Annotated in this window: 10 protein-coding genes; 3 read left to right on the forward strand and 7 right to left on the reverse strand. The window is 68.9% G+C overall.

Features of this window, described 5'->3' with window-relative positions:
* Positions 1–357 precede the first annotated feature (357 nt).
* From ABZX37_RS00180 to ABZX37_RS00190, 3 genes are all read right to left on the reverse strand, one after another.
* The gene (locus ABZX37_RS00180; RefSeq protein ID WP_354734771.1) at positions 358–1,305 is read right to left on the reverse strand and encodes a sucrase ferredoxin; all 948 of its coding nucleotides are present in this window, start codon (positions 1,303–1,305) and stop codon (positions 358–360) included.
* Between the two features lie 160 nt (positions 1,306–1,465).
* Positions 1,466–2,653 (reverse strand): cupin domain-containing protein, encoded by a 1,188-nt coding sequence (locus tag ABZX37_RS00185; protein WP_354734772.1) that lies wholly within the window; start codon positions 2,651–2,653, stop codon positions 1,466–1,468.
* Between the two features lie 270 nt (positions 2,654–2,923).
* The gene (locus ABZX37_RS00190) at positions 2,924–3,928 is read right to left on the reverse strand and encodes a pyridoxamine 5'-phosphate oxidase family protein (protein WP_354734773.1); all 1,005 of its coding nucleotides are present in this window, start codon (positions 3,926–3,928) and stop codon (positions 2,924–2,926) included.
* Between the two features lie 471 nt (positions 3,929–4,399).
* Here ABZX37_RS00190 and ABZX37_RS00195 point away from each other — a divergent pair, with 471 nt between their 5' ends.
* Positions 4,400–5,134, forward strand: coding sequence for a GntR family transcriptional regulator (locus ABZX37_RS00195; RefSeq protein ID WP_354734774.1), 735 nt, complete (start codon positions 4,400–4,402; stop codon positions 5,132–5,134).
* A 67-nt stretch (positions 5,135–5,201) separates the two neighbouring features.
* Here the strand turns inward: ABZX37_RS00195 and ABZX37_RS00200 are convergent, their stop codons facing one another.
* The 4 genes from ABZX37_RS00200 to ABZX37_RS00215 all read right to left on the reverse strand — a co-directional run bounded on the left by ABZX37_RS00200 (position 5,202) and on the right by ABZX37_RS00215 (position 12,040).
* Positions 5,202–6,596, reverse strand: a complete 1,395-nt coding sequence (locus ABZX37_RS00200; RefSeq protein ID WP_354734775.1) for an OFA family MFS transporter — start codon at positions 6,594–6,596, stop codon at positions 5,202–5,204.
* Positions 6,597–6,757: 161 nt separating this feature from the next.
* Entirely contained in the window at positions 6,758–8,896 is a 2,139-nt protein-coding gene (locus ABZX37_RS00205; protein ID WP_354734776.1) for an acetate--CoA ligase family protein, read from the reverse strand.
* Positions 8,897–8,898: 2 nt separating this feature from the next.
* Positions 8,899–10,128, reverse strand: coding sequence for a formyl-CoA transferase (frc, locus tag ABZX37_RS00210; RefSeq protein ID WP_354734777.1), 1,230 nt, complete (start codon positions 10,126–10,128; stop codon positions 8,899–8,901).
* Between the two features lie 16 nt (positions 10,129–10,144).
* On the reverse strand, positions 10,145–12,040 hold the full coding sequence (locus ABZX37_RS00215) for a thiamine pyrophosphate-binding protein (RefSeq protein WP_354734778.1): 1,896 nt from the start codon (positions 12,038–12,040) through the stop codon (positions 10,145–10,147).
* A gap of 483 nt (positions 12,041–12,523) precedes the next feature.
* On the opposite strand from ABZX37_RS00215, the gene sucC reads away from it, so the two are divergent.
* Together sucC and sucD are read left to right on the forward strand one after the other, a co-directional pair.
* Positions 12,524–13,684 carry an ADP-forming succinate--CoA ligase subunit beta gene (sucC, locus tag ABZX37_RS00220; protein WP_354734779.1) on the forward strand — a complete coding sequence of 387 codons (1,161 nt, stop codon included), beginning with the start codon at positions 12,524–12,526 and terminating at the stop codon, positions 13,682–13,684.
* Between the two features lie 3 nt (positions 13,685–13,687).
* Entirely contained in the window at positions 13,688–14,572 is an 885-nt protein-coding gene (gene sucD / locus ABZX37_RS00225) for a succinate--CoA ligase subunit alpha (protein ID WP_354734780.1), read from the forward strand.
* Positions 14,573–14,597 lie beyond the last annotated feature (25 nt).

The raw sequence follows: 14,597 nt of genomic DNA on the forward strand, positions 1-14,597 counted from the left end.
CTTTGGTTATCGGAAGCGGCGATGACGCAGGGACGGCCGCGGGGACACAGGAACGGCCGCGGGGATGTCGTGGTGATGCGGGGATGCGGGGATGCGGGGATGCGGGGATGCGGGGATGCGGGGATGCGGGGATGCGGGGATGCGCCAGGGTGGCGTGGGGACGCCGTGGTGACAAACAGCTGCCCGGTGCTGCAACGAAGGGACTCCCGCAGTCAGTCCGGCGGGATCGTGCGGCCAGGTCGTTCCGCCAGCCTGTTCCAGGTTCGCGGAACGGCCGCGCCCAAAGTCGTCGTGCGGCCGGTCAATCTGCCTGCGGCCCAACGGAAACTGCTGAACTGAACGTGCGAGCCAGCGAGGTCAGACCTCGCGCACCGACTCCGCCGCGAACCCGGACAACACCAGCCGCGCGGTGCACCGGCTGTGCCCGGCAGCTGACGACGCCCGGCGGCGCACCACCACCTCGTACCGCCGTCCGCCCGCGTCGACCAGCACACTCCGGTCCTCGCCTCGGGCTTCCTCCGCCACGGCCAGCACCGCGTCGAGACCGCGCAGGCCAGTACGGCCGCGGATCTCGATCTCGGCGAACTGCGACCACGCGCTCTCCGCGGAGGTGCGGCCGCGCAGGTTCTCGAAGCGGACGTTGCCGCCGAGCGCTTCCTTCGCCACCAGTTCGGCTTCAGGCACCGCAAGGCTGCCGTGGAGGTAGCCGTCGGGCACGGTCAGGAGGTTGCCTGCCCAGCGGTCGCCGCCGACATGGCTGACCTCCCACACCCGCCCGGGGTGGTTCTGCGCCAGGCTCGTCACCAGCGGACGGCCGAACACCGCGCAGCACATGTCCTTGCTGCCGTGAGTGCAGACGAGAAAGAGCGGACCGGACACCGGCTCGCCGTGCCCGCGCCGTCCGGCGGCGACCGCTTCGAGGTCGAGGTGGGCGAGTTCGTCCAGGTCAGCGACGTCGAGCCGTTCCGTCCAGCGGTTTCCGGGCTGCCCGCTGGCGACGTAGACCGCGCGCGGAGCGCCTGGCTCCCGCGCGTGCCGCCCCGGCTTGCGGATCAGCAGCGGCCGCAGGCCGGCGGCGCGCGCGGCTTCGAGGCGCTCGGCGGGAAACATGGTGGCCAGGACGTCTTCCAGCGCGTCCGGACCCCACGATCCCGGCTGCTCGACCAGCAGCCAGGACGTCATGCGCGCGGCGGTCCCGGCGGGCTCGCCGCCGAGCTCGCGGGTCAACGCGGCGCATCCGGGCGCGGCATTCCGGTCCGGGAAGCAGATTCCCGGACCCGAGTGCCGCACGTCGGGCTTAGGCATGCCTAAGTATAGCTGACCGTTCGTCGTGCCCTTCCGAGGCGACCGCCCGCGGCGCGCGACATCACACGATCGGGCAATGCTCGCCCAGGAGCGACGCGGGAGTTGGGTCAGCCTTGAGCTGTGCGGCCGCGGACCAAGAGCGCCCGCGCTTGCCCCCAGCTCAAGCCCGAGCCACCAGCCCCTGAACGACCAACTCCCCCAGCAACGCCCGCACTGTCGCCGGAGGCACGCCTGGCGCAGCGTCGACGAGCACCTTGAACGGCTGCGGCCCACACCCGAGCAACGCCGCGAGCACCGGCCGCGCGGCTTCGGCGAAAACCAGCCGCTTCCCCGCCCCGACCAGGGCCACCGTGCCGTCGCCGTCCGCTAGCGCGGCGCGCGGAACGAGCAGCCGGACCTCGAAGTCGTCGTCCGGCGGCAGCAGTTCCGCCGTGGCCGCCCACGGCAGGCCGACGCGGGTTTGCGCCGGGGCCTGGGCGTCGCGGTCGGCGAGGAACCGGTCGACGACATCGCCCGCGGTCAGCTCCGCCAGCCGGAGACGCAGTGCTTCAGCCCGCTCGGCCCGGGCGTCCGGACCGGCGAACCGGGGCAGGTCCGCGCGGAACAGCTCGTCGGACCGCAGTTGATCGGCCAGCCACGCCACCAGGTCCACACCGGTGGCGGCGTTGAACCCGATGGTCAGATGCAGCGACTCCTCGCCGACGGCGGACACGTCGTGCCACTGTCCGCGCGGCAGGTAAAGGACGTCGCCGTCCTCCAGAAGGAAGTCGTCGTGCGGCTCGCCCTCCGGACGTTCCGGCAGCTCGACGTCCCGCTGCAGCGGCGAAGGCCGGGTGACCCCGTGCAGCCGCCACCGCTTCCGCCCGGAGAGCTGGACGATGAAGGCGTCGTGGTCGTCCCAGTGCACGTCGAAGCCGTGCGTGGTGCCCCAGCCCGCGTACAGGTTGACCTGGATCCGCTCGCGCAAGTCGTGTTCGAGCCGACCCGCCAGCTCGCCGACCTCGTCGACCAGTTCGTTGACCGAGTCGAGCACGAGCGTCGCGCCCGCGCGCAGGTGTTCGGCGAACGGGGCCGACAGGACGCGCGGGACCTGGCCGTTGCGCCGGGTCGAGACCATTTCGGTGTAGGTGTGGGCGGGGACGACGTCGCCGTCGAGCGCGAGCCGCAGCCGGGGGAACTCCAGCCGGTGCTGGCGCAGCACCCGGTCCAGCTCCGGCCACGGGAGCAGCGACGCGAACCGCCCCTTCTCCCCCGGGAACCGCCGCGGCGCCCTGCCCAGGACCTCTGCGAAGAACTGGCCGGCCTCGAGCGGTGCCACGAGGCCGGCCAGTCCGGGAATCTCCGTCATGGAGCGGGACAACGGCTAGTCGTTGCCGTCGTTGTCGGCCACGGCTCCGTTGGCCTTGCCGCGGTCCACCGCGGCGGTCAGCGGTTCCACGCTCAGCAGCAGGCCGCTGGCGGCCGCGTCGGTGTCGGTTGTCATGCGTTCTTGAGCCATCCGGACCTCGCAACGTCGACGACTGGGCCCGCCTCACGCTACGGGAGATCGACGGGGCGGACATCGGTCATTTGAGTGCTCTTCCCCGGCCCGGCGACCACCCTCGGCAGCCTTGGCCCGTCACAGATTCTGCCGGTAATCCTGCTCGAGACCGGCTCGCAGCTGCTGCTCGTCCACCCCGGCGCGCACCAGCTTCGCGGCCTCGCCCGCGGTCTCGTTCAGTCTGAGATGGTCGGTCCAGATCGTTGACGAGCGCGGCAGATCGGCCGGATCGACATGCCGGGCGGCGTCCCACAACCCGGCCTCGCGCACCGCGGCGCACTGTCCGAGCCGGACGGTCTCCACTTCCACCTTCAGCACCGCTTTCGGGGTGCGGTTGCGCTCGGTCATGGACTCCCGCAGCCCGGGTTCCGTGCTGATGACCGCCTTCCCGGTGATCTCCAGCGTGCGGGTGTCGCCAGGGACTAGGGCCACTACCGCCACGTCGGGGCGTTCGACGATGTTGTGGAACGTATCGGTGCGCCGGTTGCCCGGCCGATCGGCGAGGACGACCGCCGTCGGTCCGATCATGCGGGCCGCTCCGGGAGGATCGCCCTTCGGACTGGCGTCCGCGCGCCCAGCGCTGTCCCGTGACGTGATCACCGCGAACGGTGCGGCAGCAAGGAAAGCGGCCGCTGCGGGTCCGAGGAGCTCGCCTTCCTCGGCTCCGTCCTCCGAAGCGCGGCCGGGACCCCACAGGTCCGATCGGATCACCGCTTTGCCGCAGTGGAGGAACGCTTCCTCTACGAGGAGCCCGTCTTCGTCGAGGGTTCCGTTGATGCGCAAGGTCTCGCGCCATCCGGGGACCAGCACCAGCAGCGCGGCGCCTGTTCCCGGTGCGGCGTCCGCCGGAACCGGGACCTTGAGCCGCGTCTCGGTCTCCGCCTTCGCGAACCCGGCCGCTCCGCCGACCATCCCGGCCCGCTGACGACCCCCTGCGTCGACATAGCCGAGCGCGGCGGCGGGGCTGTGCGCGAGCAGCACGCGGCAATGCGGGTCGAGGTGGTCGATCGACTTCATCATGACCGGCAGCGGCCGTTCGCCCACGACGCGTTCCAGGTCCGGCGCTGCTCGGATGATCCCCATGGAGTTAGGTTAACCTAAGAAGCTGACGGGGGCTGCGGGCGTCTCGCGCACCGGCGGCTTCCGCGCGGCCGGGCAGCGCGGGATCGATCCGCCTGACACGAGCGGCACCGGCCAGCTCCATCAGTCCCGCGCCGAGACTCGCGCGGCGGCGAGCGGCGCAGGTTTCACCGACCGCCGAACACGAATGTCCACCACCACGGGGATTCGCTCCGCCGCCAAGCACGAACGGCACTGGCCAGCACCAGACTCGCCGTCCGTCACGCGCCGCAGCACTTCCCCACCAGGCCGGTTCCGCACCAGAACCCGCCTCGCTGGCCCCCGCCCAGCGGCCAGCCCACCGCCCCGTCGAGCCACGTCCGGCGGAACATCGCACACCCGATCCGGAATCCCGGGATTTTGCATACCAAAACCTGTATCCTGAAAACTGAGTTCCTCGAATCCCGCCGCAGATCCCACCACCCGAGGTGCACCGTGACCGAGTCCGTTTCCCCCCTGCCCGAACGCGGGCCCACCGGCCGCCGGACGGCCAAGGGGTCGCTCGCCGGCAAGAGCGGCAACCGGGTGGAGCGGCCCGCGCCGTTGCGGCAGGTCGTGTACGACGCGCTCGCCGAGCTGATCATCAACCGCACGCTCGAACCCGGCCAGCACCTGGTCGAGGCTGATCTGGCCGAGTACCTGGGCGTCAGCCGCCAGCCGGTCCGCGAGGCGCTGCAACGGCTGCAGAGCGAAGGCTGGGTCGACCTCCGGCCGGCGCAGGGCGCGTTCGTGCACCTGCCCACCGACGAGGAGGCCGACCAGCTGCTCGGCGTCCGGGCGGTCCTGGAGACCCATTCCGCCCGGCTCGCCGCGGCCTGCGCGACCGACGAGGACATCAAGCGCCTGTGGGAACTGCAGGACGTCGGCATGAAAGCCCTCGCCGCCGACGACAGCGAACGGCTCGTCGCGGCGAACGCCGACCTGCATTCGTACATCACCGAACTGACCGGCAACGCGGTCCTGTCCGAGCTGATCGGCCTGGTCGACCGCCGCGTGCGCTGGTACTACACGCCGATCGCGCGACCTCGCGGACGCGACGCGTGGCAGGAGCACGCCGCGCTCATCGAGGCGATCGCGGCGCACAACGTCGACAAGGCGGAGAAAATCATGGCGCAGCACACCGAACGCACGCGCCGGGCGTTCCACGAACGGCCGGGCGCGTCGGAGTGAAGCACGGCGGTCCGGGAGCGACGGGGCGGATGCCAGCCGTCCCGTCGCTCCCGGACCCGCGGGGTGCTCAGCTGCCGGCAGCCGGAGCGGTGCGGGCGATCTGCTTGCCCGCCTTTTCCGTCGCGCCGCGCCCGGAACGCCCGGGCTGGTGCAGGAACAGCGTCATCACCGCGGACAGCAACGCGATGCACCCGGCCAGCACATACGCACCGGTGTAACCCCACGCGGCGATCACCCCGGCGGCCAATCCGCCGCCTCCGACCCCGCCGACCAGTTTCGCGCTGTAGACGATGCCGTAGTTGGTCGCGTTGTGGTTCTCGCCGAAGTAATCCGGCACCAGCGCGGCGAACAGCGGATAGAACGCGCCGCTGCCGAACCCGGTCAGCACCGCGAATACCATGAACCAGAACAAACTGTGCGTCTTGCCCGACCACAGCACACCGAATTGCGCGAACGCCGCGATCACCAGCACCCAGAACAACGTCGCCTTGCGGCCGATCCGGTCGGACGCCCAGCCGACGATTCCCCGGCCGACCCCGTTCACAATGGCCAGGACTCCCGCTGACGAAGCCGCCACAAAGGCGCCGAACTGGCTTTCCTTGGCGAAATCGACCTGGAAATTGATCCCGAACAGCGAAACCCCGCCGATCACCACGAGGGTGACCCACATCAGCGGCAGCATGCCGGTGCGGATCGCCTCCATCGGCGAGAACTGGCGCACCGCGGGCGGGTTCTTGGCCAGGCTCTTCGCCTTGCCCGCCGCGCTGCCCTTCAGCCAGGCGATCGGGTCGACCTCGGCCGGCCACCAGTTCTTCGGCGGGTCCTTGAACAGGAAACCGCACAGCCCGACCACTACGAGCATGTACAGGCCGATCGCGTCGAGCGTGATCGTCACGTTCTCATGCCCGAGAAAAGCGCTGAACAGGTAAATGAACGGCACCGAACCGTACGCGAACCCGCCGTTCACGAACCCGGTGCGGGCGCCGCGTTTCTCCGGATACCATTTCCCGACCATGTTGATGCACGTCGCGTACACCAGTCCGGCACCGATTCCGCCCAGCACCGAATACCCGATGAACGCCACCACCAGATTTCCGCTGTGCGCGATGGAGAAGTAGCCGATTCCGGAACACACCGCCCCGGCCAGCATCGCCGTCTTCGCCGACACGATGTTCTTCTCCCGCAGGCGCCCGGCCGGGAACGCGACCCCGGCCTGGAACACGGCCCAGATGCTGGCCAGCCAGAACGCGTCCGACAACGACCAGCCGTATTTCTCTTCGAGCGTTCCCTCGACGGCTCCCCAGCCGTACTCGAACACGCTCACCGCCATCATGGCCACCCACGGCAGCCAGACCATCCAGCCGCGGGACCGTCCCATCAGGTCCCGGGGGCTCTCCCCGATCCGGTAAGTCCGCCCGTTTTCGTCGACGATCTCCTGGTATGTCGGTTGGGCTGCGGTCATGAGAATTCTCTTTCGTCACCGTTGACTTCGGTTCCCGTGCCGGGCTGTCTCCGTTCTTCCCCCGAGCCGGGACGCGACCCGCGTCCCGGCGTCCCTTCCTCGCCGCACTCCGCTGACCAGCGGTTAGGTGTCGGGCAACGTACGCCTCCCTCCGGACTTGATCAAGGCAGCAGATCCGCCGATCGCGCCCAGCGGTATTTCGCGCCGAGCACCGCGACCGGCTTTTCGGTCGTGTACGGATAAGCGACGACGCCGTGTGCGTACAGGTGCTCGCTGGCCTGCTCGACCTCGACATCCCCGGACAGCGAAGCCACCACCGGCTTGTGGATCCCCTTTCGCCGGAACTCCTCGACGACGTCCACGACCAGCTCCGCGAACACCATCGGCGGCGTGACGATCGTGTGCCAGTAGCCGAGAACCAACGAGTGAATACGATCGTCGGACAGGCCGAGCGCGATGGTGTTCCGATAGGTCGAGGGCGGTTCGCCGCCGGTGATGTCCACCGGGTTGCCGGCCGCGCCGAACGGCGGGATGTATTCGCGGAACGCGGCGTCGAGGTCGTCCGGGATACTCATCAACGTGAGCCCGTTGTCCACACAGGCGTCCGACAGCAGCACCCCGGAACCGCCCGCGCCGGTGATGATCACGACGTTTTCGCCCTTCGGCGTGGGCAGTTTCGGCACGCCTCGCGCGTACTCGAGCAGGTCGTTGAGCCCGGGCGCGCGAATGACGCCGCTCTGGCGCAGGATGTCGTCGTAGACCCGGTCATTTCCCGCCAGCGCACCGGTATGCGACCCGGCTGCTTTCGCCCCTTCCGACGTGCGTCCGGCTTTCAGCACTACCACCGGTTTCTTCGCCGACACCCGTTTCGCGGTCTCGGCGAACGCGCGACCGTCTTTGAGATCTTCCAGATGCATGGCGACGAGTTCGGTGTTGTCGTCGTGCTCGAAAAACGTCAGAAGATCGTCTTCGTCGATATCCGCCTTGTTTCCGACGCCGACGATCGCCGACACGCCCATCCCCGCTGACCGGCTGAAGCCCAGGATCGCCATCCCGATCCCGCCGCTCTGCGAGGACAGCGCGACGCCGCCTTTGACGTCATACGGAGTGCAGAACGTCGCGGACAGGTTCTCCGGCGTGTAGTAGTAGCCGTAGATATTCGGGCCGAGAATCCGCACGCCGTGGTTGCGCGCGATGGCCAGGACTTCGTTCTGCAGTGCGATGTTTCCCGTCTCGCCGAAGCCCGACGGGATCAGGATCGCCCCGGCCACGCCCTTCGCGCCGGCCTCTTCGAGCGCCGCCGGCACGAACTTGGCCGGAATCGCGAAGACCGCGACATCCACGTCGCCGGGCACGTCCGCGATGCTCGGGTACGCCTTGCGGTCGAGGATCTCCGCGGCCTTCGGATTGATCGGATAGATCTCGCCCGCGTAGCCGCCGTTGACGAGGTTCTTCATCACCGAATTGCCGATCTTGCCGTCCTCGGCGGACGCGCCGATCACCGCGACCGCGGCCGGTTTCATGATCCGGTTCATCGCGGTCAGGATCTCGTCCTGGCTGAATCGCACCGGTTCCGCGGCCGCCGCCGGATCGACGAGAATCCGCACGTCCACCGCGGTCGCCCCGTCGCCGGTGGCGAGCACCGGGTTCAGGTCGACCTCGGCCAGCTGCGGAAAGTCGGTGACCAGTCGCGACAGCCGGTGCACGACATCAGCCAGCGCCGTCTTGTCCACCGCCTCGCCGCCGCGCACTCCATTGAGGACCTCAGCGGCGGCGATCCCGTCCACCATGGACAGAGCTTCGCCGGTGCTTGTGGGCGCCAGCCGGAAAGTGACGTCCTTCAGCACTTCGACCAGAACTCCGCCGAGTCCGAACGCGACGATCTTGCCGAAGCTCGGATCGGTGACCGCGCCGATGATCACCTCCTGTCCCCTGGTCAGCATCTGCTGCACCTGGACGCCGGTGACGCGCGCCGATGCGTCGTAAGCCCTGGCATTAGCCAGAATCGTGGCGTACCCGTCCTCGACCTCTTGTGCGCTGCGAAGGCCGACGAGCACGCCGCCAGCCTCGGTTTTGTGCAGGATGTCCGGCGATACGATCTTCAGCACGACCGGCAGGCCGATTTCCGTCGCCTGCGCCACCGCTTCCCCCGCGGACGTGGCGAGCCTTTCCGGCGGCGTCGGAATGCCGTATGCCTCGCAGACCGCACGGCCTTCCGGCGCGGTCAGTGTGGAACGGCCTTCCTCGGCTGCCCGGGCCAGGATTTCCGCGACCGCCGCGCGGCCAGTTTCCGTGGCCATCCTCAGATCACGCCCGCCGTGCGCAGCTGCTCGACATCCGCCGCGCTGTAGCCGATTTCGCCGAGCACTTCGTCGTTGTGTTCGCCCAGCAACGGAGAACGCTCGACATCCACCGGCGAATCCGACAGCTTCAACGGGCAGCCGACGGTCTTGAACGCGCCGCGCTCCGGATGCGGCACCTCGACCACCGATCCCAGCTCGGCCAGCGTCTCGTCCTCGATCAGCTCCTTAGTGGACAGAATCGGTCCACAAGGGATGTTGCGGGCGTTCAGCAGCTCCATCACGTCCCATTTGGTGCGCTGCTCGGTCCATTCCTCGACCATCGCGAACACCTTGTCCAGTTTGGACAGTCGAGCCTCCGGGGTCGCCCAGTCCGGGTCCTCGGCGAGCTCCGGCCGTCCGATGAGCTCGGTCAGCGGAGCCCAGCCGACGGGCTGGACGATGACGTAGATGTAGTCGTTGGGCCCGCCCGGCGCGCAGCGCACCGCCCAGCCCGGCTGGCCGCCGCCGGACGCGTTGCCCGAACGCGGCACCTCGTCGCCGAAGCGCTCGTTGGGGTACTCCCCCAGCGCCCCGTGCGCGAGCCGCTGCTGGTCGCGCAGCTTGACCCGGCACAGGTTGAGCACCGCGTCCTGCATCGCCACCTGCACGCGCTGCCCGCGCCCAGTGCCCGTGCGCTGGTACAACGCCGCGAGAATCGCCGCGACGAGATGGATGCCCGTCCCCGAATCACCGATCTGCGCACCGGTCGCGGTCGGCGGCCCCTGCTCGAAGCCGGTCGTGCTCATCGAGCCGCCCATCGCCTGCGCGATCACCTCGTAGGCCTTGAAATTCGCGTACCTGCCGGGGCCGAACCCCTTGATGGACGCGTAGATCAGCCGCTCGTTGATCTCGTGCAGCTTCTCCCAGGAGAACCCGAAACGGTCCACCACACCGGGCCCGAAGTTCTCCACCAGCACGTCCGCCGAGGACACCAGCTTGGCGAAGACCTCCTTGCCCTGCTCGCTTTTCATGTTGAGCGTGATGCTGCGCTTGTTCGCGTTCAGCATCGTGAAGTACAGACTGTCCACTCCGGGCAGATCGCGCAGCTGGCCCCGGGTGATGTCGCCGCGGCCGGGGGTTTCGAGCTTCACGACGTCCGCGCCGAGCCAGGCGAGGATCTGGGTCGACGACGGTCCTGATTGGACGTGGGTCATGTCGAGGACGCGGACGCCCTCCAGTGCCTTTCCCATCTTCGGCTCCTCCCGACTACTTGTACATCGTCTGGTTCATGGTTCCGGGGGCGTAGGCGTCCGGGTCGACCCAGACGTTGATCAGCGACGGCTTGCCGGATTCCCGCGCGCGGCGCAGCGCCGGGGCGATGTCCGCCGGGTCGCGGACCTCCTCGCCGTAGCCGCCGAGCATCCGGGCGAACTGGTCGTAGGGCACGTCGCCGAGGGTGTTTCCGACGCGTTCGCGGGCCGGCCCGTATTTCTGCGCCTGGCCGTAGCGGATCTGGTTCATCGACGAGTTGTTCCCGACGATCCCGACGAACGGGAGATCGAACCGCACGAGTGTCTCGAAATCCCAGCCGGTCAAGGAAAACGCCCCGTCGCCGAAAAGCGCGACGACTTCCTGATCCGGACGTGCGTGCTTCGCCGCCATCACGAAAGGAATGCCGACCCCGAGCGTCCCCAGCGGACCGGGATCCATCCAGTGTCCCGGCGCCTTCGGCTGCACGACCTGACCGGAGAAGGTCACGATGTCGCCGCCGTCGCCGATGTAGATCGAATCCTCGGTCAGGAATTCGTTGATCTCGTGCACGAGCCGGTACGGGTGGATCGGATTCGCGTCGGAATGCTGCTGCGGCAACCGCTTCTGCTTGGCTTTCTCCTCGACCGCACGCAGTTCCTCCAGCCACGGCTTGCGCCCGACCGCCCCGTTGTCCACACGGCCCGACGCGGCATCCGCGACCGCGGCGAGGATCTGTCCGGCGTCTCCGACAATGCCGAGATCGATGTCGCGATTCTTGCCGACCGTCCGGTAGTCGAGGTCGATCTGCACCACTTTCGCGTCCGGGGAAAGCCTTTTGCCGTAGCCCATCCGGAAGTCGAACGGTGTGCCGACAATGACGATCACGTCAGCGTTGTCGAACGCGTAACGGCGGGAAAGCTGGAAGTGGTGCGGATCGCCCGGCGCCAACGTTCCTCGGCCAGCGCCGTTCATGTACGCCGGGATGTTCAGCGTGCGCACAAGTTCCGTCGCCGGCTCGGCAGCGCGCGTCGTCCAGACCTGGCTGCCGAGCAGAATCGCCGGTTTCTTGGCGTGCACCACCAAATCCGCGAGCTTTTCGACATCCGCCGGATCGCCCGCGTTCCGGGTGGAGGCGCGATACCGGCCGGACTCCGGGATCCGCGCGTTCTCCACCGGCACGCGGGCGTCGAGAACGTCACGCGGAATCTCCAAAAAGGACGGTCCGGGCGCGCCGGCGAAGGCTTCCCGGAACGCCATCGACACCAGGTCGGCCGCCCGCGAGGGATGCGGGACGGTCGCGGCGAACTTGGTGATCGGGCTCATCATGTCCACGTGCGGGAGGTCCTGCAGCGAGCCCATTTTGTGCTGGCTCAACGCACCTTGGCCGCCGATCAGCAGCATCGGGCTCTCCGCGCGCAGCGCGTTCGCGACCCCCGTGACCGCGTCGGTCGTCCCCGGCCCCGCCGTGACCACCGCACAGCCCGGACGGCCGGTGATCCGCGCGTACCCGTCGGCCGCGTGCGCCGCGACCTGCTCGTGCCGGACGTCGATGACGCTGATGCCCTCGTCGACGCAGCCGTCGTAGATGTCGATGATATGGCCGCCGCAGAGGGTGAAGATGGTGTCGACGCCCTCGGCTTTCAGGGCTTTCGCGACCAGGTGGCCGCCGGAGATCGTTTCTGCTGCCCCGCGGTCGCCGTTGGCGGTGGTGGCCCTGGGCTGGCCCGTGGTCCCGCTGGCTTTCGCTCCGGCAGTCTCGCTGGTCTGCGCGCTGGCGTTGACCTCGGTTTGCTTCGCCGCCTTCTCGCTGGCGTTCTCACCGTTGCTCCCGCTGAGGTCCTGGCCGGTCTGCCCGCTGGGGTTCTCGCCGGTCTGCTGGCCTGCTTGCCGGCCGGTCGTGGTTGGCGACATGCGCAACTCCTCCTGTCCCGCGCCGGACCTCTCTGATCCGCGCGCTCGTCCCGGTCTGCTCGTGCCCTCTCCGCAGCCCGCCGGATCTGTCGCCGCAGGTCAGCGGCTCGTCGCCGGAAGACTGTAGATTGCATACCGTATGAGGTAGGCATTAGACTTACTCTTCGAGCCGCCCGCTGTCCAGGGGCATCCGCAGGTTTGTCCGACTGGCTTGCGGGTCGCTTCGCCACCCGATTCGGCGGGAGGTTCGCCAGCTGATTCGCCGGGTCAAGCTGCCTTGCCGGGAGCTGCCGCCACGCCCGCTCGGGCCGCGACTTCAACCCGAAACCTCAACCCGCCGTCCGCCATCCGCCTCGGCGAGGCGGCTCCGCCGAACCGGCCGATCGAGAAGCGGCCGATCGAGAAGCGGCCGCGACCGGCGAGCAAACCCGCCACTCACCCAACCCGCAAACCCCCCTCCGCCTCCGCAAGGAAGGAATCCCGATGGATCTCTTGGAACACCAAGCGCGCGACCTCTTCGCCGCGCACGGCGTGCCGGTTCCCCGCGGCCGCGTGGCCGCCACGCCCGAAGAAGCACGGGCGGCGGCCGTCGACATCGGCGGGCCGGTTGTCGTCAAAGCCCAAGTCAAGACTGGCGGCCGAGGCAAGGCAGGCGGCGTGAAACTCGCGAACCGGCCGGATGACGCCGAGCGGATCGCCGGCGAGATCCTCGGCATGGACATCAAAGGCCACCGTGTGCACCGCGTTCTCGTGACCGAGGCGAGCGACATTGCCGACGAGTACTACGCTTCCTACCTCCTCGACCGCGCGGACCGAACCTTTCTCGCGATGGCATCGGCGGCTGGCGGAATGGATATCGAGGAAGTCGCCGAGACCCGGCCGGAAGCGCTGGTCAAGGTGCCGATCGACATCCGCGTCGGGGTCGATCTGGTGAAAGCCCGCCGGATCGCCGCGGCGGCGCGCCTTCCGGTCGAAGCGGCGAGCGTCCTGGTTCGGCTGTGGGATGTGTTCACGTCGGAGGACGCGACGCTCGTGGAGGTGAATCCGCTTGCCCGGACGCGCAGCGGGGAGATCGTCGCGCTCGACGGGAAGGTCACGCTTGACGACAACGCGGCGTTCCGGCATCCCGGGCACCAAGCGTTCGCCGACTCCGAAGTCGGGGATCCGCTTGAGCAGCAGGCCGCCGAGCAGGGACTCAACTACGTGAAGCTTGACGGCGACATCGGCGTGATCGGCAACGGCGCCGGGCTCGTGATGTCCACTCTGGATGTAGTGGCTGCCGCGGCGCGGGACGCGGGGGCGGTCGGACCGGCGAATTTCCTCGACATCGGCGGCGGGGCGTCGGCGGAAGTGATGTCGGCCGGGCTGGGGGTGATTCTCGGGGACCCGGCGGTGCACAGCGTGTTCGTGAACATCTTCGGCGGCATCACGGCGTGCGACGCGGTGGCGGACGGCATCGTGAAAGCGCTGGCGCTGCTGGGCGATCGCGCGACGAAACCGTTGGTCGTCCGGCTCGACGGGAACAACGTCGCGGAGGGCAGGCGGATCCTCGCCGAGGCAGCGCATCCACTGGTCACGGTGGTCGCGACGATGGACGACGCCGCACGCGAAGCGGCCGGGCTCGCGACCGGGACGGAGAGCTGACCGATGGCGATTTTCCTGGACGACACCAGCCGGGTCATCGTTTCCGGCATCACCGGCTCGGAGGGCGCCAAGCACACCCGCCGGATGCTGGCCGCGGGCACGACCGTCGTGGGCGGGGTGAATCCGCGCAAGGCCGGGCAGACCGTTTCCCTTGACGGCCACGAACTGCCGGTGTTCGGCGGCGTCGCCGAGGCGATGAAGGAGACCGGTGCGGACGTAGTGGTCTTGTTTGTGCCGCCGCCCTTTGTGAAGGACGCGGTGCTCGAAGCGATCGACGCCGGCATCGGTCTCGCGGTGGTGATCACCGAGGGCGTGCCGGTGCACGATTCCGCCGCGTTCTGGGCGTACGCGCGCGACAGCCGCACCCGGATCATCGGACCGAACTGCCCCGGACTCATCTCCCCCGGGCGGTCGAACGCCGGGATCATTCCCGCCGACATCACCGGTCCCGGACGGATCGGGCTGGTGTCGAAATCCGGGACGCTCACCTATCAGCTCATGCACGAACTCCGCGACATCGGGTTTTCCAGCTGCATCGGCATCGGCGGCGACCCGGTCATCGGCACCACGCACATCGACGCGGTCGAGGCGTTCGAGAAGGACCCGGACACCGACGTGATCGTGCTGATCGGCGAAATCGGCGGCGACGCGGAGGAGCGCGCGGCGGCTTACGTGCGCGAGAACGTGCGGAAGCCGGTCGTCGGATACGTCGCCGGGTTCACCGCTCCGGAGGGCAAGACCATGGGGCACGCGGGAGCGATCGTGTCGGGATCGTCCGGGACCGCCGCGGCGAAGAAGTCGGCTCTCGAAGCGGCCGGGATCCGGGTCGGGCGCACGCCGAGCGAGACAGCACGGCTGGTTCGCGAGGTTCTCGCCGAAACCAGCTGACGCTTCTCTGAGGCAGCACAGGCGT

Origin of the sequence: Amycolatopsis sp. NPDC004079 (genome assembly GCF_040610415.1) — a bacterium.
In the GTDB taxonomy this organism is placed as follows: Bacteria; Actinomycetota; Actinomycetes; order Mycobacteriales; family Pseudonocardiaceae; genus Amycolatopsis; species Amycolatopsis halotolerans.

Excerpts from the sequence above, each read along its gene's own strand:
- ABZX37_RS00205 (WP_354734776.1), bottom strand. The coding sequence starts at position 8,896 with ATGGCCACGGAAACTGGCCGCGCGGCGGTCGCGGAAATCCTGGCCCGG.
- sucD (WP_354734780.1), top strand. The coding sequence starts at position 13,688 with ATGGCGATTTTCCTGGACGACACCAGCCGGGTCATCGTTTCCGGCATC.
- ABZX37_RS00215 (WP_354734778.1), bottom strand. The coding sequence starts at position 12,040 with ATGTCGCCAACCACGACCGGCCGGCAAGCAGGCCAGCAGACCGGCGAG.
- sucC (WP_354734779.1), top strand. The coding sequence starts at position 12,524 with ATGGATCTCTTGGAACACCAAGCGCGCGACCTCTTCGCCGCGCACGGC.
- ABZX37_RS00190 (WP_354734773.1), bottom strand. The coding sequence starts at position 3,928 with ATGGGGATCATCCGAGCAGCGCCGGACCTGGAACGCGTCGTGGGCGAA.
- ABZX37_RS00185 (WP_354734772.1), bottom strand. The coding sequence starts at position 2,653 with ATGACGGAGATTCCCGGACTGGCCGGCCTCGTGGCACCGCTCGAGGCC.
- frc (WP_354734777.1), bottom strand. The coding sequence starts at position 10,128 with ATGGGAAAGGCACTGGAGGGCGTCCGCGTCCTCGACATGACCCACGTC.
- ABZX37_RS00200 (WP_354734775.1), bottom strand. The coding sequence starts at position 6,596 with ATGACCGCAGCCCAACCGACATACCAGGAGATCGTCGACGAAAACGGG.
- ABZX37_RS00180 (WP_354734771.1), bottom strand. The coding sequence starts at position 1,305 with ATGCCTAAGCCCGACGTGCGGCACTCGGGTCCGGGAATCTGCTTCCCG.